Origin of the sequence: Neobacillus sp. SuZ13 (assembly GCF_030123365.1) — a bacterium.
Taxonomy (GTDB): Bacteria; Bacillota; Bacilli; order Bacillales; family Cytobacillaceae; genus Neobacillus.
This window is the reverse complement of sequence record NZ_CP126107.1, coordinates 4,383,128-4,405,667: the sequence shown is the minus strand read 5'-3', so window position 1 is coordinate 4,405,667 and position 22,540 is coordinate 4,383,128. Positions and strand designations below refer to the sequence as shown.

General features: G+C 37.9%; 21 protein-coding genes and 1 riboswitch. Of the genes, 16 read left to right on the top strand and 5 right to left on the bottom strand.

Features of this window, described 5'->3' with window-relative positions; translation table 11 throughout:
- Positions 1 to 9: 9 nt before the first annotated feature.
- Complete coding sequence (locus tag QNH17_RS21765) at positions 10 to 801, bottom strand: YqhG family protein (RefSeq protein ID WP_283875096.1); 792 nt, start codon at positions 799 to 801, stop codon at positions 10 to 12.
- The gene (locus tag QNH17_RS21760) at positions 779 to 2,467 is read right to left on the bottom strand and encodes a DEAD/DEAH box helicase (protein WP_283875095.1); all 1,689 of its coding nucleotides are present in this window, start codon (positions 2,465 to 2,467) and stop codon (positions 779 to 781) included. The genes QNH17_RS21765 and QNH17_RS21760 overlap by 23 nt, the downstream gene beginning before the upstream one ends.
- Positions 2,468 to 2,644: 177 nt before the next feature.
- A riboswitch (glycine riboswitch) is annotated at positions 2,645 to 2,732 on the top strand.
- A gap of 170 nt (positions 2,733 to 2,902) precedes the next feature.
- On the opposite strand from QNH17_RS21760, the gene gcvT reads away from it, so the two are divergent.
- From gcvT to gcvPB, 3 genes are read left to right on the top strand one after another with little or no spacing between them, the layout of a single operon-like run.
- Positions 2,903 to 4,009, top strand: coding sequence for a glycine cleavage system aminomethyltransferase GcvT (gene gcvT, locus QNH17_RS21755; RefSeq protein WP_283875094.1), 1,107 nt, complete (start codon positions 2,903 to 2,905; stop codon positions 4,007 to 4,009).
- Between the two features lie 18 nt (positions 4,010 to 4,027).
- Positions 4,028 to 5,374: an aminomethyl-transferring glycine dehydrogenase subunit GcvPA gene (gene gcvPA / locus QNH17_RS21750; protein WP_283875093.1), complete on the top strand. Its 1,347-nt coding sequence runs from the start codon at positions 4,028 to 4,030 to the stop codon at positions 5,372 to 5,374.
- Complete coding sequence (gene gcvPB / locus QNH17_RS21745) at positions 5,367 to 6,827, top strand: aminomethyl-transferring glycine dehydrogenase subunit GcvPB (protein ID WP_144547660.1); 1,461 nt, start codon at positions 5,367 to 5,369, stop codon at positions 6,825 to 6,827. Before gcvPA ends, gcvPB begins: the two co-directional genes overlap by 8 nt.
- Before the next feature lie 99 nt (positions 6,828 to 6,926).
- On the opposite strand, the gene QNH17_RS21740 is transcribed toward gcvPB, so the two are convergent.
- The gene (locus QNH17_RS21740) at positions 6,927 to 7,310 is read right to left on the bottom strand and encodes a rhodanese-like domain-containing protein (RefSeq protein ID WP_283875091.1); all 384 of its coding nucleotides are present in this window, start codon (positions 7,308 to 7,310) and stop codon (positions 6,927 to 6,929) included.
- 193 nt (positions 7,311 to 7,503) lie between these two features.
- On the opposite strand from QNH17_RS21740, the gene QNH17_RS21735 reads away from it, so the two are divergent.
- From QNH17_RS21735 to QNH17_RS21720, 4 genes are all read left to right on the top strand, one after another.
- Positions 7,504 to 8,340: a lipoate--protein ligase family protein gene (locus QNH17_RS21735; RefSeq protein WP_283875089.1), complete on the top strand. Its 837-nt coding sequence runs from the start codon at positions 7,504 to 7,506 to the stop codon at positions 8,338 to 8,340.
- 323 nt (positions 8,341 to 8,663) lie between these two features.
- Complete coding sequence (locus QNH17_RS21730) at positions 8,664 to 11,222, top strand: vitamin B12-dependent ribonucleotide reductase (protein ID WP_283875088.1); 2,559 nt, start codon at positions 8,664 to 8,666, stop codon at positions 11,220 to 11,222.
- Between the two features lie 223 nt (positions 11,223 to 11,445).
- Positions 11,446 to 11,895: a C40 family peptidase gene (locus QNH17_RS21725; RefSeq protein WP_283875087.1), complete on the top strand. Its 450-nt coding sequence runs from the start codon at positions 11,446 to 11,448 to the stop codon at positions 11,893 to 11,895.
- 158 nt (positions 11,896 to 12,053) lie between these two features.
- Positions 12,054 to 12,938 (top strand): patatin-like phospholipase family protein, encoded by an 885-nt coding sequence (locus QNH17_RS21720; protein WP_283879568.1) that lies wholly within the window; start codon positions 12,054 to 12,056, stop codon positions 12,936 to 12,938.
- Between the two features lie 46 nt (positions 12,939 to 12,984).
- Here QNH17_RS21720 and QNH17_RS21715 read toward each other — a convergent pair whose 3' ends face one another.
- Together QNH17_RS21715 and QNH17_RS21710 are read right to left on the bottom strand one after the other, a co-directional pair.
- Positions 12,985 to 13,380 (bottom strand): SA1362 family protein, encoded by a 396-nt coding sequence (locus QNH17_RS21715; protein WP_283875086.1) that lies wholly within the window; start codon positions 13,378 to 13,380, stop codon positions 12,985 to 12,987.
- A 57-nt stretch (positions 13,381 to 13,437) separates the two neighbouring features.
- The gene (locus tag QNH17_RS21710; RefSeq protein WP_283875084.1) at positions 13,438 to 14,382 is read right to left on the bottom strand and encodes a DUF1385 domain-containing protein; all 945 of its coding nucleotides are present in this window, start codon (positions 14,380 to 14,382) and stop codon (positions 13,438 to 13,440) included.
- 281 nt (positions 14,383 to 14,663) lie between these two features.
- On the opposite strand from QNH17_RS21710, the gene QNH17_RS21705 reads away from it, so the two are divergent.
- The 9 genes from QNH17_RS21705 (at position 14,664) to QNH17_RS21665 (ending at position 22,540) form a co-directional block, all read left to right on the top strand.
- Positions 14,664 to 15,161 carry a YqhR family membrane protein gene (locus QNH17_RS21705; RefSeq protein ID WP_283875083.1) on the top strand — a complete coding sequence of 166 codons (498 nt, stop codon included), beginning with the start codon at positions 14,664 to 14,666 and terminating at the stop codon, positions 15,159 to 15,161.
- Positions 15,162 to 15,239: 78 nt separating this feature from the next.
- A complete protein-coding gene (locus QNH17_RS21700) occupies positions 15,240 to 16,301 on the top strand; it encodes a M24 family metallopeptidase (RefSeq protein WP_283875081.1) in 1,062 nt (353 codons plus the stop codon).
- A 20-nt stretch (positions 16,302 to 16,321) separates the two neighbouring features.
- Positions 16,322 to 16,879, top strand: coding sequence for an elongation factor P (gene efp, locus QNH17_RS21695; protein ID WP_283875080.1), 558 nt, complete (start codon positions 16,322 to 16,324; stop codon positions 16,877 to 16,879).
- A gap of 133 nt (positions 16,880 to 17,012) precedes the next feature.
- Positions 17,013 to 17,510, top strand: coding sequence for a DUF6803 family protein (locus tag QNH17_RS21690; protein WP_283875079.1), 498 nt, complete (start codon positions 17,013 to 17,015; stop codon positions 17,508 to 17,510).
- Positions 17,511 to 17,664: 154 nt separating this feature from the next.
- Positions 17,665 to 18,114: a PCYCGC motif-containing (lipo)protein gene (locus QNH17_RS21685; protein WP_283875078.1), complete on the top strand. Its 450-nt coding sequence runs from the start codon at positions 17,665 to 17,667 to the stop codon at positions 18,112 to 18,114.
- A 10-nt stretch (positions 18,115 to 18,124) separates the two neighbouring features.
- Positions 18,125 to 18,775: a c-type cytochrome gene (locus QNH17_RS21680; protein ID WP_283875077.1), complete on the top strand. Its 651-nt coding sequence runs from the start codon at positions 18,125 to 18,127 to the stop codon at positions 18,773 to 18,775.
- 235 nt (positions 18,776 to 19,010) lie between these two features.
- Positions 19,011 to 20,063 carry a hypothetical protein gene (locus tag QNH17_RS21675; RefSeq protein ID WP_283875076.1) on the top strand — a complete coding sequence of 351 codons (1,053 nt, stop codon included), beginning with the start codon at positions 19,011 to 19,013 and terminating at the stop codon, positions 20,061 to 20,063.
- A 16-nt stretch (positions 20,064 to 20,079) separates the two neighbouring features.
- Positions 20,080 to 20,532: a cytochrome c maturation protein CcmE gene (locus tag QNH17_RS21670; RefSeq protein WP_283875075.1), complete on the top strand. Its 453-nt coding sequence runs from the start codon at positions 20,080 to 20,082 to the stop codon at positions 20,530 to 20,532.
- Positions 20,533 to 20,557: 25 nt separating this feature from the next.
- A complete protein-coding gene (locus QNH17_RS21665) occupies positions 20,558 to 22,540 on the top strand; it encodes a heme lyase CcmF/NrfE family subunit (RefSeq protein ID WP_283875073.1) in 1,983 nt (660 codons plus the stop codon).

Here is a 22,540-nt window from a genome sequence, read left to right as displayed (position 1 = left end):
CCCTTGGCTTTATATGGCTTTATCGGTTAGATAGAAGAGGCCACCATTTATGAAGGAGATGGATATTTTTGGTTCGTATTGTTCTTTTAGGGCGAGTTTTTCCGTTTCATAGTTTTCGTTTTCTTCTTCGACATCTTCATAAAAATGGTTTAAGAGTCGTAAGTCCTGCTCCCAGCGTTTTCTTGCATCCTCTGCCCAGGTGTGATCCTCTTTCTCAATTACGGCAGTTAGGTATGTTTCAATCCTTGACATCCCACTCTGCGGCCTCACTAATGGTGATAGGGTAAAGGAATAATCAGGTATTTTTGGTGTTAACGGTATTTGTAGAAGCCTGTCATGGAAGTCTTCGACCATTGTTCCGTTAATAAGCTGTAAGCCAATTGACTTGAAAATATCACGTTTTCGGTCACATTGGTAGGAGATTTTAACATTCATACAAAGCCACGGCAGCAAGGGAGTTTGCCTGTTCTGGTAGCGATGATTCTCGTAAAGCCGCATATAGCTGGCTAGTTTCTTTGTCGAAGCAAAAATTTGATGTAGACGAGGAGAACCAAAATGAATGATTTCTCCCTTCATGTTTTCAGGAGCGGCATCCTGATTCGTAATAAAGGTTAGCCTCATTGGATTTGGAATTCCGCCTGTTTTTTCTAAATAATGCCAGTAAAAAGGACGGTTCATTAATTCCTTATCAAGTTCCACTGTTAACTGAACAATTAAATATCCAGGGCCATTCTCCACGATTTCACAATCATTAGCCTGAAAATAGTTCAATAGAAAGTTATGAATTTCCTGCTGCTGCATGGGAATCTCCTTTCTTCATCTCTTGAGCAAATTCAATCATTGATGATAAATTTTCCATTTTTATTCGCATTTCCCCTTCAGTAGAGGATTGTCCGAATATATCTATTAAATGGTCTTCAATATTGCCAAATTCCAACTTTGTTAAAATATCGTCAAGTTCGCCGATTACCTTTTCAAATAAATGGATCTTTTCATAAAGTAGCTTTAAGATATGCTCCTCGACAGTGTTTTTAATTGCAAAGTTATAAATCATTACATCTTTTTCCTGACCAAGACGATGAATACGACCAATCCGCTGTTCGAGCCTCATTGGATTCCAGGGCAAATCAAAATTAATAATATGGTTGCAAAATTGAAGATTGATTCCTTCGCCGCCGGCTTCTGTCGCAATCAGAACTTGAGCATGCTTTTGAAATAATTCCCTCATCCAGTCCTTTTTTCCGCGCTTAAACCCGCCGCGAAATGGCACAGATGTTATTCCATGCTGTTTTAAATACCATTGTAAGTACATTTGGGTGGCCCGATATTCGGTGAAAATAATCACCTTATCATTTACCTTTTGAATTAACTCTAATGCTTTTTCCGCTTTGGAATTTTTCTGAACTGCCTCGACCTTTTTCATTAAATACTGAATTTGTTCTTCGAAAGCTGGTGTCGGGTCTTCCTTTTTTTGCAACATATTTTTTAATGTATAAAACACAGCTTCCCGGCTGCTGCAGGCCTCGCGCTGTAATGTCATGACTGAGAAAGAACTAGTTTGGACCCAATTCCCTTCGCTTTTTAAGTCAGTAATTGACTCGTAAAGATCCTTCTCCTCTGGGCTGCATTCAATTGGAATCGTTTCGACATGCCTTTTTGTCCATTCAATTCCTGTATCCGCCCGCCGGTTCCGAATCATGACCTTGTTTACTAATTCTTTTAAATGCTCATCATCATTTAAGGATCGTGCATCACGCTTGTATTTTTCATAGAATGCCGTTTCGCTCCCTAAATGTCCTGGTTTTAATAACGAAACCAGATTAAAAATTTCCTCGACCCGATTCTGAATCGGTGTTGCCGTCAATAATAAACAAAATTTCTTTTTCAGATTTTGAACAAATTCGTAGTTTTTTGTTTTGTTATTTTTTAATTTATGTGCTTCATCAATGATGATGAGATCATAGTCCTGTTGGTTGATGATGTCTCGATGCGGATTGCGTTTAGCCGTATCAATTGACGATACAACGACATCACATTGTTCCCATACATAGCTTTTTCTTTGGGATATGGCAGGAATGAAAAATTTGCTATTTAACTCGATAGACCATTGTGTAACTAGTGAGGCAGGGACAAGAATTAATACCTTTTTCACCAATCCGCGTATCATATATTCCTTTAGAATTAATCCAGCCTCAATTGTTTTTCCAAGCCCAACCTCATCGGCTAGGATAGCTTTTCCATTCATATTTTCAATTACTTGTTTTGCTGTTTCAAGTTGGTGTGGAAGCGGGGTTAAATTAGGTAAATGACTTGGTGCCAATAGACCATTGAAATCAGGAACGACGAGATGCTTTTCTACTCCAATTGCTAGTTTAAAAAGGTCCCAATTCCCCCATGGACCATCGTTTTCGATTCTATGTAAAAAATCATCCTTCCAGGAGGAATCAAATTCAATTTCGATCGACATGGTGCCAGCTCCTTTTTTTACAATTTTCAACATTTTTCTTTTCTAATAAAGTTATTGCCCAATGTATTATTTTAATGGTAGGATGATAATAGTCTTGAATGTTTTAAATATTTTAATAAGGTAATTTATTTTATAAGTATAATTAGTATGACCAATTTGGATAATATTATAATGCGAATGATAACAAGGGGAGAGACTACCTTTGTAGCGCCGAAGGAGCAAGCAGAAATGTGAATCTCTCAGGCAAAAGAACTCTTGTTTGACGCAGCTCTGGAGAGTGCTGATTAGACTTTTGCAGCCACCAAAGGGGAAAGCCTTTCGAGGTAAACTTTCAGGTGCCAGGACAGAGACCTTCTTACGTTACATGGGAGGTTTCTGTCCTTTTTTATGTTATCCCAAGAATAATATGTGCCAAAGATTGAAGGGGGATTAAGAATGTCTGAATTAAAACGAACTCCGCTTTTTGATGTGTATAAGGAATGGGGAGGAAAAACCATTGATTTCGGAGGTTGGGAGCTTCCAGTTCAATTTTCCAGCATTAAAGAAGAGCATGAAGCTGTTCGCACGCGTGCAGGATTATTTGATGTTTCCCATATGGGTGAAGTAGAAGTAAAAGGCACTAATAGCTTGGATTTTTTGCAAAAAATGATGACGAATGATATTTCAAAAATTAAAAATGGCGGTGCCCAGTACACTGCCATGTGTTATGAAAATGGTGGTACTGTCGATGACCTCCTTGTGTATAAAATTGAGGACAATCATTACCTTCTAGTAGTTAACGCATCAAATATTGAAAAAGATTATAAGTGGCTTGAAGATCATCTAACTGGGGATGTAAGCTTAGAAAACTTATCAGAAAAAACAGCACAGCTCGCCCTTCAGGGACCACTTGCAGAAAAAGTACTACAAAAGCTCGCCGGGAATACAGATTTGAGCGGGATTGGCTTTTTCAAATTCCAGCAAGAAGTAATCCTAAATGGAAAAAAAGCTTTAGTTTCAAGAACTGGTTATACTGGTGAGGATGGCTTTGAAGTATATTGTGATGCAGAGGATGCAGTTAACCTTTGGAGAGATATCTTAGCTGCAGGTAAGGAAGACGGAGTTATCCCTGTTGGGTTAGGTGCCCGCGATACACTGCGTTTTGAAGCGGTATTAGCACTTTATGGTCAAGAACTTTCTTCGGAAATTTCACCACTAGAAGCTGGAATTGGCTTTGCCGTGAAATTAACTAAGGAAGCTGATTTTATCGGAAAAGAAGCGTTAATCCAACAAAAGGAAAATGGCTTGCCAAGAAAATTGGTAGGGATTGAAATGATTGATCGTGGGATTCCGCGTCATGGATACCCAGTATATTGTGGGGAACAATTAATTGGTGAAGTTACAACAGGAACTCAATCACCAACATTAAAGAAAAATATTGGCCTTGCCCTAATTAATTCCGAATTTACTGGCCTTGAATCCGTTGTTGAAGTAGAGATTCGCGGCAAACGCTTAAAGGCTACTGTCGTTCCAACACCTTTTTATAAAAGAGAAAAGAAATAACAGAAGGGAGTTAGGTTTATGAAACATCGCTATTTACCTATGACTGAACAAGATAAGAAGACTATGCTCGAGGCAATTGGTGTTTCCTCTATTGATGAACTGTTTAGCGATATCCCTGAAAAAGTAAGATTTAAGGGTGAATACAATATCAAAGCAGCGAAGTCTGAAACAGACTTAATGAAAGAACTGTTTAAGATGGCTAGCCGGAACGCTGATCTAAAAAGAAATGTATCTTTTATTGGTGCAGGTGTATATGACCATTACATGCCTGTTATTGTCGATCATGTTATTTCTAGATCAGAATTTTATACAGCTTATACACCATATCAACCGGAAATATCTCAAGGAGAACTTCAAGCAATCTTTGAATTTCAAACGATGATTTGTGAATTAACTGGTATGGATGTGGCCAATTCCTCCATGTATGATGGTGGAACTGCACTTGCTGAAGCAGCGATGCTTAGTGCAGGCCATACAAAAAGAAAAACAATCGTAGTCTCTAGTGCAGTACATCCTGAATCGCGCGATGTTCTTAAAACCTATGCTAAGGGTCAGTACCTTAATGTGGTGGAAGTACCTGTGAAAGGTGGGGTTACAGATGTAGATTCATTAAAAGAATTGATTAATGAAGATGTTGCAGCTGTGATCGTCCAATATCCAAACTTCTTTGGCCGAATCGAGCCTTTAAAAGAGTTGGAAGAAATTATCCATGCAAACAAGTCCATGTTTGTTGTTTCAAGCAACCCGCTATCTCTTGGGGTGCTAACACCTCCAGGTAAATTTGGGGCAGACATTGTGATTGGTGATGCCCAGCCATTTGGAATCCCAACCGCTTTTGGCGGGCCACACTGCGGCTATTTCGCGGTTACTACTAAGTTAATGAGAAAAGTTCCTGGACGTCTTGTTGGACAGACAACAGACGATCAAGGCCGCCGTGGGTTTGTATTAACCCTGCAAGCCCGTGAACAGCATATCCGTCGTGATAAAGCGACATCAAATATTTGTTCAAACCAAGCATTAAATGCACTTGCAGCATCTGTAGCGATGACTGCTCTTGGTAAAAAAGGTGTACGTGAAATGGCTGTCGCCAATTTGCAAAAGGCTCATTATGCAAAAAATGCATTTAAGGAAGCCGGCTTTGAAGTGGTTTATGAAGGTCATTCATTCAACGAATTCGTTGTAAAATTAAATAAACCTGTCAAGGAAATTAATCAACAGCTTTTACAAAAAGGAATAATTGGCGGCTATGATTTGGGTCGTGATTATACAGAACTAGTTAACCATATGCTGATTGCTGTAACAGAACAACGCTCGAAGGAAGAAATTGATACTCTAGTGAAAGAATTGGGGGATTTCCATGCATAATCAAGACCAGGCACTCATTTTTGAACTTAGCACACCAGGCCGTATCGGCTATAGTCTGCCAGAAATGGATGTACCAGAACTAGATCTCAATGGGCTTCTTCCTGATGGTTATATTCGCACTGAAGAGCCAGAACTTCCTGAGGTTTCAGAACTTGATATCATGCGCCACTACACCGCACTTTCAAGAAGAAATCATGGTGTAGATTCAGGATTTTATCCACTTGGCTCTTGTACAATGAAATATAATCCGAAAATCAATGAAAATGTAGCCCGCTTTAACGGCTTTGCACATGTCCATCCGCTGCAAGATGAAAGTTCTGTACAAGGTGCTCTTGAACTTTTATATGATTTGCAGGAGCATTTAATTGAAATTACCGGGATGGATGAAGTAACCCTCCAGCCAGCAGCTGGTGCGCATGGAGAATGGACTGGGTTAATGATGATCCGTGCTTACCATGAAGCCAACGGAGATATGAAACGTACAAAAGTAATTGTTCCTGATTCCGCACACGGGACTAATCCAGCATCAGCAACAATTGCAGGTCTAGAAACAATTACCGTTAAATCAAATGAACATGGTCTAGTTGATCTTGAAGATTTAAGAAGAGTGGTTGGTGAAGATACTGCAGCACTAATGCTAACCAATCCAAATACGCTTGGTTTATTTGAAGAAAACATACTTGAATTAGCTGAAATTGTTCATGAAGCAGGTGGAAAGCTTTATTATGATGGAGCTAACTTAAATGCGGTTCTTTCAAAAGCAAGACCTGGAGATATGGGATTTGATGTTGTTCACTTAAACCTTCATAAAACGTTCACTGGTCCACACGGTGGTGGCGGTCCTGGTTCTGGACCAGTCGGTGTCAAAGCAGATTTGATTCCGTTCCTGCCAAAACCAATTATCACAAAACAAGGTGAAGAGTTTGTCCTTGATTATGACCGTCCACTGTCTATTGGCCGTGTGAAGCCGTATTACGGAAACTTCGGCATAAATGTTCGTGCTTACACTTATATCCGTTCAATGGGTCCAGATGGCTTAAAAGCAGTAACAGAGTATGCTGTATTGAATGCGAACTACATGATGAGAAGACTTGCTGAATATTATGATCTACCGTTTGATCGTCATTGTAAGCATGAATTTGTACTTAGTGGAAGACGTCAGAAGAAATTAGGTGTCCGTACGTTGGATATCGCGAAACGACTGCTCGATTTTGGCTACCATCCGCCAACCATCTACTTCCCGTTAAATGTAGAAGAATGTATCATGATTGAACCGACAGAAACGGAATCAAAAGAGACCTTAGATTCGTTTATTGATATTATGATCCAAATAGCTAAAGAAGCAGAAGAAAATCCTGAAATCGTTCAAGAAGCTCCACATACAACTGTGGTCGGCCGCATGGATGAAACTAAAGCTGCTCGTAAGCCAGTTTTAAAATATCAACAAGCTTAATTAATTAGAAAGGTCAGATTCGAAAATGGAATCTGACCTTTTGTATTTTTCAATACAAAAAAGGCTTCGGAATGGATTCCGAAACCTTATGCTTATTGCTTATTTCTTCGTTTTTACTTTGCCTGACCATTTTTTGAACCCGCCTTGTAGTTGGGTTAGGTCTCTGTAGCCTTTTCGGTGTAAGAATTGTGCGGCACGAGCACTACGCATCCCACTTTGGCAGTATAAATATACTGGCATATCAGGTCGAATTTCTTTCATGCGCATTTTCATTTGTGACATTGGGATATTACGTGATCCTAAAATATGGCCGCCTTCGAATTCGTTTGCTTCACGAACATCTATTAGTTGTGCCTTTCTGTATCCCGCACGGAATTCTTCTTCTGTTACCGTTTTAACAATCCTTTTCTGATAGAAATAGGTGAAAACGGAATAGATAATAATTGCTGCAATGATAATTAATAAGGGATAAAGTGAACTCAATTTCTTTTTGCTCCTTTCAAGCTTTCCTGCACTAGTTTATTATATAAGCCAATCTCATAAAGATAAAGATGAATGCTAAAAAATCTTTTCCAAACTGCCTAAATTAATTATAGCAGAAACATCTTATTTTGAATCTATATCAGATTTTGGTAGACTTAAATTCGAAATAATATAAAAAAATGAGGTTTTAATAATGAAAAAAGAAGTTTGGCGTTTTATTGATACTGGAAATAGTTCACCATCTTTTAATATGGCTTTAGATGAAGCGCTGCTCGATTGGCATAGTGAGGGGAAAATTCCTCCAGTAATTCGATTCTATGGCTGGAGCCCGGCAACCCTGTCTGTAGGATATTTCCAAAAAGTGGAAAAGGAAATTGATATGGAAGCAGTCAAAGCTAACCAATTAGGTTTTGTCAGGAGACCTACAGGCGGCCGTGGGGTGCTCCATGAGCACGAGCTTACCTACAGTGTAATCGTTTCTGAGGACCATCCAGAAATGCCAAATTCAGTGACGGAAGCCTATCGTGTGATTTCTGAAGGTATTTTAAAAGGATTTCACCATTTAGGACTTGAGGCATACTTTGCAGTCCCAAAAACAGCGGAAGAAAGGGATGCTTTGAAAAACCCTCGCTCAGCTGTATGTTTTGATGCTCCGAGTTGGTATGAACTTGTGGTCGAAGGCAGAAAAGTAGCCGGCAGTGCACAAACGAGACAAAAGGGAGTCATCCTTCAACACGGTTCCATATTGTTGGATTTAGATGAGGATAAATTATTTAGTTTATTTAAATATCCTAGTGAAAGAGTCAAGGAACGAATGAGAAAAGCCTTTAAGGACAAAGCGGTTGCTATCAACGCGATTAGTCCAAGAAGAATTTCTCTTGAGGAAGCAAAGGAAGCTTTTTATAAGGGATTTGCGGAAGGTTTGAATGTTGACCTTGAACCATATCGATTAACTGAAGAAGAGCTAAAATACGTTGATAAAATTGCTAAAGAGCGCTATGAGAGTGATGAATGGAATTATAAAAGATAAATCGCGACGAATTCGTCGCTTTTTTGTTTTCTGAAAGAAGCAACCTGCGAAATTTGTTAAATTTTCCTGATTTCTGACGAAAATCGACGAAAAGCTTTTGATTACTATTAAATATATTATTTCTTGAGTTTGACAAAATAGTTGTTACTTGTTCCGTACACAATATGTAGTGGTGTCGAAAATATTTTCGGTACTATATATTGATATTTAGTTGATTTATTCTGGGCGGCTATGATAACCTTAAAATACAAACCAACTAGATATAGCATAATGCTGCTAGATTTAGCACAATAGGTAGATATTTACATGAAGGAGTTGTTCTCATGTCTGTAGTTTTTAGACAAACAATGAATATTGATTTTGAAAGGTTGAATGAGGATATCCGCTTATTCCCCCAGGTGCATCCAGTTACCCCAGATATGAAAATAACTCACAAAGGTGTTTCTCGTTTGGTAATGTTGGACCGCTATACCTTTAAAGACACTGCAAAAATTACCCTTACTAACGGCGACTTCGTTGTTTTAACTATTAAAGAGGATCCAAAATTTCCAGCACGCGGCCTTGGATATATCAAGGAGATCGACTGGGAAAAGAAAAAAGCAAAAGTTCTAGTCGAAGAGGAATTTAGAGGAGTACTTGATGATCCTGAAGAAGCTAGCACAGGAGTAATTGTCAGGTCATTAGATGTGATTGAAAAGCCATTGGAGCTCTTCTATGAGCAGATTGCAAAGCGTAATGCTACGGGACTTGCTTCTGTTGAAGAAACGGAAGAGAAGCGAAGAGAATGGACGGAAAAGTTTTATCAAGAACTTGTTAACATGAACTTCATTCCTGCTGGCCGCGTCCTTTACGGTGCTGGGGCAGATACCGATGTCACTTACTTCAATTGCTATGTTATGCCTTTCGTCCCAGACTCACGTGAAGGGATTTCTGACCATCGTAAGCAGGTAATGGAGATTATGAGCCGCGGAGGCGGAGTTGGTACAAATGGCTCAACATTGAGACCTCGTAATACACTAGCTAGAGGTGTAAATGGTAAATCATCTGGATCAGTTTCATGGTTGGATGATATTGCGAAATTGACGCATTTGGTTGAGCAGGGCGGTTCAAGACGCGGAGCTCAGATGATCATGCTAGCTGACTGGCATCCAGACATTATTGAATTTATTATTTCTAAGATGCAAAATCCTAGAATTCTACGATTCTTAATTGAAAATACAAATGATGAAACGATTAAAAAACTTGCTAAAGATAAGTTAAAGTTTACTCCTCTAACTCTAAGAGAAACTGCAATGTATCAAGGAATTGTAAATTATAAAAACATTCAAGGCTTCGGTGGATTTGATGAAAACATCATTGCTGATGCAGAAGAGAAATTATTAACCGGTGGTAACTACACGGTGCACAATTCTGAGTTCCTTACTGGGGCAAATATTTCTGTGTGTTTAACAAAGGAATTTATGGAAGCTGTTGAAAACGATAGTGAATATGAACTGCGCTTCCCATATGTTGAACACTATGATGAAGAAGAAATGAAGATTTATAATGAAGAATGGCATAAAGTGGGTGACGTGCGCGAGTGGGAAAAACTTGGACATAAAGTACGAGTCTATAAAAAGTTCAAAGCAAAAGAACTTTGGAACCTAATCAATATTTGTGCGACCTACTCAGCAGAACCAGGAATATTTTTTATCGACAACGCAAACGACATGACCAATGCAAAAGCCTATGGCCAACAAGTAGTTGCCACAAACCCATGTGGGGAACAACCACTTGCACCATTTTCTGTCTGTAACCTTGCGGCAGTCAACTTGGCGGAAATGGCTGATAAAGAAACAAAAACTGTTGATTTTGAAAAACTTAAGAAAACAGTAGCCGTAGGAGTACGGATGCAGGATAATGTCATCAACGCAACACCATACTTCCTTGAAGAAAACAAAAAGCAGGCACTTGGTGAACGACGTGTAGGGCTTGGAGTAATGGGCTTGCATGACATGCTGATTTATTGTGAAACGAAGTACGGCTCACCTGAAGGAAACCAATTAGTTGATCAAGTTTTTGAAGTAATTGCAACTACTGCTTACAGAACTTCGATAGAATTGGCAAAAGAGAAAGGAAGTTTTCCATTCTTAACTGCTGATACACAAACTGAAACCAATCGATTACGTCAAGCATTCATCGAAACTGGATATATGAAGAAAATGCCTGATGATATCCGCCAATCTATATTAGACAGTGGAATAAGAAATTCTCATTTATTAACTGTTGCTCCGACGGGATCCACTGGGACAATGGTTGGGGTTTCCACCGGCTTAGAGCCTTATTTCTCATTCTCTTACTTCCGCAGCGGACGTCTTGGTAAATTTATCGAAGTAAAAGCGGATATCGTGAAAGAATACCTAGATAAGCACCCTGAAGTGGATGAAAACAATCTTCCACACTGGTTTGTTACTGCGATGGAACTTACGACGGAAGCCCATGCAGATGTTCAATGTGTCATCCAGCGCTGGATCGACAGCTCCATCAGTAAAACTGTTAATGCACCAAAAGGGTATAGCGTAGAACAGGTTGAAAAAGTATACCAACGTTTGTACCGAGGAGGAGCAAAAGGCGGAACTGTTTATGTTGATGGCTCCCGTGATTCACAGGTACTAACGCTTAAAGCAGAAGAAAATAATAATGAACAATTATCCATTTTTAGTGAAAAACCAAAACAGCATGTGGTCCTTGTTGATACAATCAGCGAACTTCGTTCGACAAGTGTTACAATTGGATCTGAAGTCGGAAACACATGCCCGGTGTGTCGGACTGGTAAGGTTAAAGAAATGGGCGGGTGCAATACGTGTACCAACTGCGGAGCCCAATTAAAATGTGGTTTATAATTTGTAAGTAATTAATGGGGGGGAGAGTTTCCCCCATTTTTTTGCGTGATAAATGTCGATAAACCTGATAAATTTAATAAAATACTACAAAATAATTGAATATATAATTGAATTTTTAGAATAAAGTCGAAATTTGTAATATAACTGTAATCTAGCTGTTACTTCGGTGTTAATCTTTTTTTGTATATTAATAGTATCGAAGCACACAGGGGGATTAAACAAGATGTTGAAAAAAATCATTGCAGCCGTAGCTATGACTATTATTCTTAGTTCATTGTTTACCACTTTGGGTGATAAAGCGGAAGCGGCATATTATCATACAAAAGCAATCTCAGTTGCAAAAGCAAATCTCGGAGTTCCATATCGATGGGGCGGGTTATCACCAAGAGGATTTGACTGCTCAGGCTTGGTTAAATATTCTTATGGTAAGGCTGGCAAAGTATTGCCAAGAACAGCGTCTGAAATGTTCTACAAAAAAGGATACCGTGTTAAATCCTTAAAGGTTGGAGACTTAATGTTCTTTTCCCAAAATAAGGCAAGTAAACCTAGTCATGTAGCGATTTACATAGGTGGCGGAAAAATGATTCAATCTTCATCTTCAAAGGGAGTTTCCATTGCTTATACAAATAATAGCTATTGGAAGCCTAGATTTATCGGAGCAAAAAGATTTTAATGAAAAGTTAAGCGGTTTCAATTTTGTTAATAAACCAAGGACATTGTGCAGAAACAATGTCCTTTTTTATTTATAAATTTTCTGCTTGTCTAGAGTACTATTTATTAAAGCAACTGCTTAAAGATGTAAAAATAACTTCATCTTTAGGAGTGGCTGCCATGTATATAGACGGCGTGTTTTCTGGAGGAGGTATTAAGGGGTTTGCACTAATTGGGGCCTGCGATGAAATAGAAGAAAAGGGTATGAGATTTGCCAGGTTGGCAGGAACTAGTGCAGGATCCATCGTTGCCGCCTTTATCGCCGCCGGTTATACCAGTAAAGAAATTTTCCAATTGGTCGACGAATTAGATCTTTCAAAACTACTTGATGCCCGCAAAACAATCATTCCCTTTCCATTTGCAAAATGGCTGCTTGTCTATTGGAGGCTAGGACTTTATAAAGGAAACCAGCTTGAAAAATGGCTTTGTGAAAAACTTGAGGCAAAAGGGTTAAAAACATTTGCAGATTTACCCCCTCAGGCACTTAGGGTCATCGCTTCAGACCTTTCAAATGGGCAAATGATTGTTTTACCTGATGACTTACAGAAGTATGGCATTGCACCAGGCTCCTTTTCCATTGCTAAAGCAATAAGAATCAGCTGCAGTATCCCTTATTTCTTTGAGCCAGTAAAAATGCGTTCAATGGACGGTATGAATGTATTAGTTGACGGAGGAGTTCTGAGCAATTTTCCAATGTGGCTTTTTGATCAGGAAAATGTACAAAAAGTAAGACCAGTGCTCGGAATTAAATTAAACGCTAGTGAATATGAGCATGAAAAACATAAAATTAAAAATGCGGTACAATTATTTGCTGCTTTATTTGAAACAATGAAAGATGCCCACGATTCCAGATATATTTCCAAAAAACATGTAAAGAATATAATTTTTATCCCAACAGAGGGTGTTTTATCTACTGAATTTTCTTTAACAGAGGAAAAGAAACGCGAATTATTCAATTTAGGAAAAGAAAAAGCCAAACAATTTTTGAAAACATGGGGGTATTAATAAATATCTCTTATACCTGTGCAAAAAAATATAAAAAATCGAGCGCCTATAGAGACGCTCGATTTTTCTTTTTCCCCTTTTTGCCGTCGATAACGGTCAAATGTATAGGCGATTTCTTTTTTGTCTTGTTGCTTTTCTTTAATGATGCTAACGTCCCGAGAGAGGAGGTCTTAACAGTTCCTTCCCCACTCTTTTGTTGTAATCGTTTTTTTGATTTTTTTGCTGCTTTTAGAAATGCCCGCTGCTCTTTTTTCTGAGGGCTTGAGCCGGTAAACTTTCGAACTAGGAAATAAACGACTAAAACAACCAGTGCCATGACAGCTATACTTTGAATGAAACCGGCTGGATTAGCTGTAAATGTACTAATAACACCAAGTAATGCAAGAATGATAAGTCCCCCAATAACCACATTAACAAATGTCCGATTTTTCAAGAAAGCCACCTCCCTAAGAGCATCTTAAGCATTTTTATAATCTTTTAAACACGATAAAACAAAGATTTAGACAATTTCTTCACTTTCTTTGGAGAACTCAGTTTCCTTCTCCATTTTTAATAATCGGTTAAAAGAAAGAATCGCTACTTCCACTTGGTCATCTTGTGGTTCCTTCGTTGTTATTAATTGAAGCCAAAGACCAGGTAACCCAAGATATTTTAAGACAGGAACATCTCTGAGTTTGTTAGTCACCTGAAGGATTTCAAAAGCGATTCCTAGAACAACCGGGATTAAAAGGAGTCGATCGACAACCCGTAACCAAAGCGGAGTAGTCGGTACAAACATGTAAACAAACACACCTACAATAACTGTAAATAAAATGAAACTACTGCCACAGCGGTAATGGAGTCGAGAATGAGCCTGCACATTTTCAACAGTTAACTCTACCCCTGCTTCAAACGTATTAATTACTTTATGCTCAGCTCCGTGATATTGAAACACTCTTTTTATCAATGGTGTAAGGGAGACAAAATAAATATAGGATATTAGTAAGATCAGTTTAAAAAAGCCTTCCACTAGCACTTGAGCAAAATCTGAAGGGAAAATTGGTTTTGTTAAAACGGCAAGGAACACCGGAATTAATGTAAAAGCGAATTTACCAAATAAAAATGAGATGACACCAATTGCTGCTACACCAAGATACATGGTTAATTTAGAGACTTCTTTTTCTTTTATGATTTCATCTTCTTTTGGGTCAACATCAAATCTTTCCGTTGAGAAGTTTAAATGTTTAGATCCATTTGCACTCGACTCAATAATGGCAATAATCCCCCGAAGAAAAGGGATTTTTTTTAACATTGTAAAATAAGGATTTGCTTTACGTGGCAAATGAAAATATTCTACAGATTGATCCTTCCTGCGAACCGCAGTTACATAATGATGTTTTCCACCAAACATTACACCTTCGACAACCGCTTGGCCGCCATAAACAGGTTTTTGAGAATTAGACATATACAGAACACCAACCTAATCAAAAGTTGCACAACAGCAGAAGTAGAAAAAATCTGTATGTACTTAATTCTATTCTACTAGAAAAATGAAAAAACCTCTAGGAATGACATAATATTTCCAATTAAAAAGTTTTTTTTTATGCAAGGGATTGTATACCTAAGGACATAATAAAAAATGGAATTTATTATGGCCTTTGTTGACCCTGTTTTTTTAGGACAGTATCACAAGAATAACGGCATATAAGGCATTGAAGAAGCAAGAAGTTAATGGAGGTTGTTATAATGGCAAATGAGCAAATACTAGGTAATTATCCTAAACCCATGTCCTTTCCGGTAATGGTCTTTTGGACAGGGTTATTTGGAGGCTTGTTTTGGGGAACAATTGGCTGGTTAGCTTCCTATTTAAGTTTTACAGAAATTCGTCCCACTGTCATACTGGAGCCCTGGGCTCTAGGCGATTGGAAGCATGAATGGCTTGGTACACTCATTTCCATCATTTTAATTGGAATCTGTTCAGTGGTTGCTGCATTTGTTTACTATGCAGTGTTGAAAAAGTTCACAGGTTTTTGGTTTGGTCTAGGGTATGGTCTGGTATTGTTTGCAGTGGTATTCTTTATTCTTAATCCACTGTTTCCTGGAATAAAACCATTCTTTGACTTAAACCGAGATACAATCATTACTTCCATTTGTATATATATCGTATATGGAATTTTTATTGGATATTCCATAAATTATGAGTATCAAAATAATAAAGTTCAAGAGAAAGAGGAGTCAGCCTAAGTTTCGATTAGTCGGATTTGGTAGGTTGTGATAAAATATTTTTGTCCTCATTTGATTTGAAAAGGAGAGTGGAGAGTCGTGGAAAAAATAGAAAAATTAAGATTGAATTTTTCAACACAGGGAATTGATGGGATTCTGATTACAAGCCCATTTAATCGACGCTATATATCTAATTTTACTGGCACAGCCGGTGTTGTGTTAATCAGTGCAGATAAAGCGCAGTTTCTTACAGATTTTCGCTATATTGAACAAGCAACTAAACAATGTCAAGGGTTTGAAATTATTAAAATAACAGGATCTATCCATGAAGAGGTAGCGATACAAGCCAAGAAACTAGGCATTCAAAAACTTGGGTTTGAAGAAGATTTTCTAACCTATTCCTCTTTTAAAGTATATGATAAGGAAATTGAAGCTGAACTTGTCCCGATTTCCGGGGTTATTGAAAAGTTACGCTTGATAAAGACGGATTCAGAGCTTAAGATATTAAAGGTGGCAGCTGATATCGCTGATGCTGCATTTAAACACATTTTAGACTTCATTAGTCCAGGAAAAACGGAATTAGAAGTATCGAATGAGTTAGAGTTTTTTATGAGAAGAGCTGGTGCTACATCTTCTTCATTTGATACGATTGTTGCTTCAGGTCATCGCTCAGCACTTCCTCATGGTGTGGCAAGTGACAAAGTTATTGAGGCTGGAGATATTGTAACGATGGACTATGGATGTTATTACAATGGTTATGTATCTGATATTACAAGAACCGTGGCAGTTGGTGAGCCAGATGCCAAGCTTAAAGAGATTTATGAAATTGTTCTTGAAGCACAATTACGTGGGATGGCGGGAATTAAACCAGGATTAACCGGTAAGGAAGCAGATGCAATCACACGAGATTACATAACAGAAAAGGGTTATGGTGAATACTTTGGCCATTCAACTGGGCACGGGATTGGGCTTGAGATCCATGAGGGTCCAGGATTGTCGATGAAATCAGATGTCGTTTTAGAACCTGGAATGGTGGTAACATGTGAACCGGGCATTTATATCCCAGGTCTCGGCGGTGTTCGAATTGAAGATGATACGTTGATTACCAAGGACCATAACGAAGCACTTACACACTCTACAAAAGAACTAATAATACTGTAACGATTTAGGAGGATTTTAACATGATATCTGTAAATGATTTTAAAACAGGATTAACGATTGAAGTCGATGGAGGCCTATGGCGTGTTCTGGATTTCCAACACGTAAAGCCAGGTAAAGGTGCGGCTTTTGTTCGTTCCAAACTACGTAATCTGCGGAATGGTGCCATTCAAGAAAAAACGTTTCGTGCAGGTGAAAAAGTAGAGAAAGCACAAATTGATAATCGTAAAATGCAATACCTATATGCAAGCGGCGATAATCACGTGTTTATGGATATGGAATCTTATGAGCAGGTAGAATTACCAGCAGCAAACATTGAATATGAATTAAAGTTCTTAAAAGAAAACATGGAAGTACACATTATGATGTTTAACTATGAAACTCTAGGTGTTGAATTACCAAATAACGTTACTTTAGAAGTAACTGAAACGGAACCTGGAATTAAGGGTGACACATCTTCCGGCGGTACTAAAAACGCTACTCTTGAAACAGGCCTTAATGTTCAGGTGCCTTTCTTCATTAATCAAGGTGATAAATTAATTATTAACACTACTGATGGGTCATACGTTTCTCGTGCATAATCATTATAAAGCCTTAGTCCGAAACTTGTCGGATTAAGGCTTTTTTTTAACAATTTCTCCATAATTTCTCCTAAGTTTCTGCACACTTTTTCACTACATTATAGATGTAGAAAAATTAAAGGAGAAGATGAACATGAATATGACGCATTATATGGGATTATTAGCAGACAATCAACCTTGGAATTTATTAATTTTTATGGCGGTTCCAGTCATTTGTGCAGAGATCCTTGCGATCTCGGAAATAGCTATATTGTTTACAAGAAAATTAAATGGTGCACTTAAAAAATTGAATAAAATAACAGGTATCTTTGCAGGTTTTTATTTTACGGGAATTTTTATTTACCTTATGAAAACAGCTTATATTCCCTTAACTGTTAACGGAGAGTGGAAAGGTTGGATTGACGTTATAGCTGTTACTTTCTATTTACTCGGAATCATCCCATTTCTTGGCATGGCACTGCTTGATTTAGGTCTTATTTATAGAAATAAACCAGAGGAAGATAGGCTGAGAATTCATGCCATCTTTGTAAGTATTTTTCTAGTAGTTGCACACATCGCAATGATTTTTGGGATGATTGACCCATCACTAGGTACCGGTTCAACTTCTAGCCATGATATGATGAATATGTAATGTAATAAGGATGAATAAGCGATGAGGAAAACGTTAATAACTTAAACTACTTAAAAAACTTCACGAAATAGTAAGATTTAGTTACTTTTTGACTAATTTCTTTTTGCTAAACTAAAAGAGTATTTAAAACTATAGGGAAGGGGGGCAACAGATAATGAAACGAATTACATCTCTCTTGTTCCTTGGGATTTTGTTTGCCATTGTTGCAGCTGGCTGCAGTTCCAAACTAAGTTCTGAAACTTGGAAACTTGATAAAAAACATTCGCCATTACCAGATTTCGTTCTAAATACATCTGAAAAAATCCAAGAAACATATGTTATGGCGGCAACATATCCAGAAGTGGTAGCCCAAGTTCCTTGCTATTGTGGATGTGTAAATGATGGTCATAAAAGTAATCTTGATTGCTTCATTAAAGGAATGGGGCCGGAAAATGCGGTAGAAGAATGGGATTCGCATGGTATAGCATGAGACACTTGTGTCAATATCGCCCGGGAGGCGGTAGAAATGCATTTAAATGGTAAAAGCCCTGCGAAAATTTACGATTTATTAACAAGAAAATATGAAGATATTGGGGAACCAACCCCAACGCCCGAACCTAAGTAAGGGGTAACCCATGAAGAAAATATTAATCGGATTTTATATTTTGATTATTATTGGCATTATTGTCTGTATAAGTAATAGCGGCATTTTTAATAGCAAGAAGTCAGAAGCGATTGATGACGGTGAGAAAGTATACAAAAAAAATTGTATCTCTTGCCACGGTGAGACAGGAAAAGGAGAAGGCTCAAAAACTGGGACGGCCTTAAATAGCCAGAATTTTTTAAGCAATGTATCCGATAAAGACCTATATCATTATGTGAAGTATGGAAGAGATGGCACAGTTATGCCTGCCTATGGCCCAAGATTATCAGACAAGGAATTAAAGAATCTTGTTGCATTCATAAGAGACTGGCAAACAAAGGAAATAGAATTTGATGTCCCAAAAACAATTTCTGGTGATCCTGAACGTGGGACGGCGCAATTTAATTTATATTGCCTAAACTGCCATGGTGAAGCTGGTATTGGTAAGGAGAAAATGGGAACGGCGCTTTCTAATCCACAATATTTGAAATATACCACGGATAAACAAATTTGGATTGATGCAGCATATGGTCGTGAAGAAACTCGGATGGGACCTTCATTAAAAGGTTTAGATGGTGCACGTCAACTTAAAGAAAAGGATATTAACGATATTGTTACTTATATCCGTTCTTTGGAGAAGTAATAAAATGGAATAGAGTTGTAAGACCTGAATCTATCAAGTGGATTCAGGTCTTTTTTTACATGAATGACCAAATGTGAACATTATGTGGTGGTTTTTTGACGAAAACGCAACGATTTATATCCTTTAACAAAATGTTCAAGAGTGATTCAACAAATAAGTTCGTATAAAGATTATATTTATTTCAAAGAGGACTATAGTAAAAAATAGTATTTTCTTCAAGTCAAGGAGGATTAAGATGCTAAAGAAAAAGTGGTTGGCATTATTCGTAATTGCATCATTTTTAACGAATTTCATCATCCCAAAGGCTAGTGCTGAAACAGCCTTTCAGGCAGAAAAATTTCCTTTTAAGGAAATGCAGGTTCAAGTAATGCCAGAGTTTGATTATCCCGAGGGTTGGTCACGTGATATTCCGTCCTTATTAATTGGTCAATACGGAACTATAACGAATAAAAGTGGTCAAGATTATGATGGGAAGATTGAGATTGCCGTTCCAGCAATGGATAAAGGTTTTGAAGCTTTCTTGGTGGCCGAATTCCCTGAAAAAGATAAGCCTGAAGTACAGCGTCCGTATGATGTGGATAAAGAAAAAGGACTTATTACTTGGAAGCCGGCAAAGGCGATTAAGAATAATGAAACTTACGAATTTGTTATCGAGTACTATACAAAGTCAATCAATGTGAAGGACAACAAGACTTTTACATATGAGCTTGAAAATAAAGCAAATATCGAACTTTTAGATGTGATTTTTTATGCCCCCATGGATGCTAAGGAAATTGATATTGAGCCAAAAGCAGAGAACAATTCGAAAAATGAATATGGAGAAGAGCTCTATTACTACCAATACAAAAATGTAAAAGCTGATGCAGGCTTAAAATACTCTTTCTCGTATAAAAAAGATGGTACTGAGTCTACGATGGAGGCTATAAACAAAAAGCAGCCGCCAAACGATGAAAACCATAGTGGTGTAACTGCAACAGATCAAGTTGTTAAAAATGGTGGAGCATCCAACACTTCCAAACGTCCTATTATCGGACTTGGTGGGGCAGCAATCATTGGAATGGCGATTGTTATAGCAGGTCTCTTTGTGTTCCTGGGTTTAAAAGGAAATTCGCAATCAGGTTCTAAAGTTACCAAAAAAACTAAAACACAACCCAGGAAACAAACTCAATCGGCAAAAAAGGACAACAAAATAGCAAATTCTGAAGAAAAGAAAGAATTACGCAAAAAGTTGTTAACAGGAAAGATTGATCAGGAAATGTACGAAGAGGAAATGAAAAAATTAATCTAATGAGGTGATGAGTAAAATGAAAAAAAATACGATTGTAATGCTTGGTGGGTTTATTATTGCGGGTGCCATTGTTTTCCTATTGATGGCAGCAACTCCTGGATCAAGTGGTGTTGAGTTAACAATGAAGGAGCTTTTGGCTACTCAAGAACAACATAAAGATGATTTTGTTACGGTTGAGGGTTTACTAATAGAAGATTCGATTAAATGGGATGCAAACAAAATTGAATTGAAATTTGATGTGCAAGATAACGATGGTAATGTTATGCACGTCATTCACAATGGAACTCAGCCGGATAATTTCTCAGAAGGTGTCATAACGATCCTCCAAGGGGCACCAACTAAAAAGAACACATTCGTTGCTGAGACAGTTAAAACAAGGTGCCCATCTAAATACGAAGGAAAAGACATCAAAGATTACGACCCAGAAACACATAAAGATAAGTTAAATAAAACAACGAAAGAAAAATAACAGGCTAACTTAAGAAGGTGACGAAATGTATTTATTTGCCAACGCAACGATTTATATAGGCTTAGCCATTGCGATTTATTCTCTCCTTATTATGACGTTGGGAATTAGCACAAAAAATCAAAAGTTCGTTAACAGTGGTAAAGGTGGATTAATTGCATTATTAGTTTGTTCCTCACTTGCAATGCTCTCATTATTCTACCTATTAGCAACATCTCAATTTCAATATGAATATGTTCATGATTACACAAGCAGTGAACTCCCTATTATTTATAAACTGACTGCACTTTGGGCTGGTAATGCCGGATCGTTGTTATTGTGGACGTTTTTCTTAACTCTATATACCTGTATGATTGCTTTCTCACGGAAGTTGAAGGGGAACCCAATGGTTCCATACATTTCTGCTATCTTACTAGCAAATGCGGTTTTCTTCTTCTTTATTCTAGGCTTTGTAGCAAAACCTTTCATTCTATTAGATGAGATTCCAATCGAAGGTAAAGGCTTAAATCCAATGCTCCAAAACCCTGGTATGATTATTCATCCAGTCACACTTTACTTAGGCTATGTTGGTCTTGCCATCCCATTTGCCTTTGCGATGGCTGCACTGATCTTAAAAAACGTTGATGATTTCTGGATTAAAATGACAAGACGCTGGACGATCATTGCTTGGTTATTTTTAAGCCTAGGTAATATCTTTGGCGGGCAATGGGCTTATGTTGAACTTGGATGGGGCGGTTACTGGGCGTGGGATCCAGTTGAAAATGCTTCCTTTATGCCGTGGTTAACAGCCACTGCATTCCTGCACTCCGTTATGATTCAAGAACGAAAAAACATGTTAAAGATATGGAATATTAGCTTGATCATTGTTTCCTATGCACTTACTTTATTTGGTACATTCCTTGTACGAAGCGGGGTATTGACTTCTGTCCATGCCTTCGCCAATTCAAACCTAGGATTATACTTCTTAATCTTTATGGGCGTAGCGGTCATTGGTGCGCTTTATGTATTGATGAGCCGATACAATCTACTTAAAAGAAGTGCAGGTGAATTTAACTCCTTTGTCTCTAAAGAAAGCAGCTTCTTAATCAATAATTTATTACTTGTTGGAGCCGCCTTTGCTGTATTTTGGGGAACCATTTTCCCTTTAGTATCGGAAGCTGTACGTGGTACAAAAGTTACGGTAGGACTTCCATTCTTTAATAAGGTTGAAGCACCAATTTTATTATCAATGATGTTCATCATGGCAGTTTGTCCGTTGCTTGCTTGGCAAAAATCTACCGTAAAAAATCTTAGGAAAAACTTTATGATTCCAGCTATCCTTGCGATCTTAGCGATGATATTAATGGTAGTGTTAGGAATTCAAAAGGCCTGGGCAGTCATTGGTTATGGAGTTATCAGTCTATTATTAATTACCCATTTCTTAGAGTTTTATAGAGGTGTGAAAGCTAGAAGAAAGATGACCAAGGAATCTCCACTAGTTGCCCTCTATCGTTTAATGATTCGAAATCGGCGCAGATATGGCGGATATATCGTTCACCTTGGAATTGCCTTTATTACGATGGGGATTATAGGTTCACAGAATTATGATTTACAAACTATGAAAACAGTCGATTTAGGAAAGTCAATTGTATTAAAAGATTATCGAATCAACTATGATCGGCTAGATCAGAAAAAAGAAGGAATTAATGACATCGTTTATGCCGATGTAACTGTATTTAAAAATGGTAAAAAGCTGGGCACATATCAGCCTGAAAAGGTGTTCTATGGGAACTGGGAACAGCCATCTTCTGAAGTTGCCATTATTTCCTCACTTAAGGAAGACTTATACATCGTCTTGAGTGCATGGGAAGACGATGGAAAAGCTACCTTTGTTGTAAAAGTTAATCCAATGATGAATTGGTTATGGATTGGATCTTTCATGATTGTTATTGGTGCGCTGTTTGCCGTTTGGAATGGAAAATATGGAAATGTTACTCCGAGATACACAGGAGTTCGCAAAGAGGTGTCATAA

Coding starts and splice junctions, on each gene's coding strand:
- QNH17_RS21765 (WP_283875096.1), bottom strand. CDS start 801: ATGCAGCAGCAGGAAATTCATAACTTTCTATTGAACTATTTTCAGGCT.
- QNH17_RS21760 (WP_283875095.1), bottom strand. CDS start 2,467: ATGTCGATCGAAATTGAATTTGATTCCTCCTGGAAGGATGATTTTTTA.
- gcvT (WP_283875094.1), top strand. CDS start 2,903: ATGTCTGAATTAAAACGAACTCCGCTTTTTGATGTGTATAAGGAATGG.
- gcvPA (WP_283875093.1), top strand. CDS start 4,028: ATGAAACATCGCTATTTACCTATGACTGAACAAGATAAGAAGACTATG.
- gcvPB (WP_144547660.1), top strand. CDS start 5,367: ATGCATAATCAAGACCAGGCACTCATTTTTGAACTTAGCACACCAGGC.
- QNH17_RS21735 (WP_283875089.1), top strand. CDS start 7,504: ATGAAAAAAGAAGTTTGGCGTTTTATTGATACTGGAAATAGTTCACCA.
- QNH17_RS21730 (WP_283875088.1), top strand. CDS start 8,664: ATGTCTGTAGTTTTTAGACAAACAATGAATATTGATTTTGAAAGGTTG.
- QNH17_RS21725 (WP_283875087.1), top strand. CDS start 11,446: ATGTTGAAAAAAATCATTGCAGCCGTAGCTATGACTATTATTCTTAGT.
- QNH17_RS21720 (WP_283879568.1), top strand. CDS start 12,054: ATGTATATAGACGGCGTGTTTTCTGGAGGAGGTATTAAGGGGTTTGCA.
- QNH17_RS21710 (WP_283875084.1), bottom strand. CDS start 14,382: ATGTCTAATTCTCAAAAACCTGTTTATGGCGGCCAAGCGGTTGTCGAA.
- QNH17_RS21705 (WP_283875083.1), top strand. CDS start 14,664: ATGGCAAATGAGCAAATACTAGGTAATTATCCTAAACCCATGTCCTTT.
- efp (WP_283875080.1), top strand. CDS start 16,322: ATGATATCTGTAAATGATTTTAAAACAGGATTAACGATTGAAGTCGAT.
- QNH17_RS21690 (WP_283875079.1), top strand. CDS start 17,013: ATGAATATGACGCATTATATGGGATTATTAGCAGACAATCAACCTTGG.
- QNH17_RS21680 (WP_283875077.1), top strand. CDS start 18,125: ATGAAGAAAATATTAATCGGATTTTATATTTTGATTATTATTGGCATT.
- QNH17_RS21675 (WP_283875076.1), top strand. CDS start 19,011: ATGCTAAAGAAAAAGTGGTTGGCATTATTCGTAATTGCATCATTTTTA.
- QNH17_RS21670 (WP_283875075.1), top strand. CDS start 20,080: ATGAAAAAAAATACGATTGTAATGCTTGGTGGGTTTATTATTGCGGGT.
- QNH17_RS21665 (WP_283875073.1), top strand. CDS start 20,558: ATGTATTTATTTGCCAACGCAACGATTTATATAGGCTTAGCCATTGCG.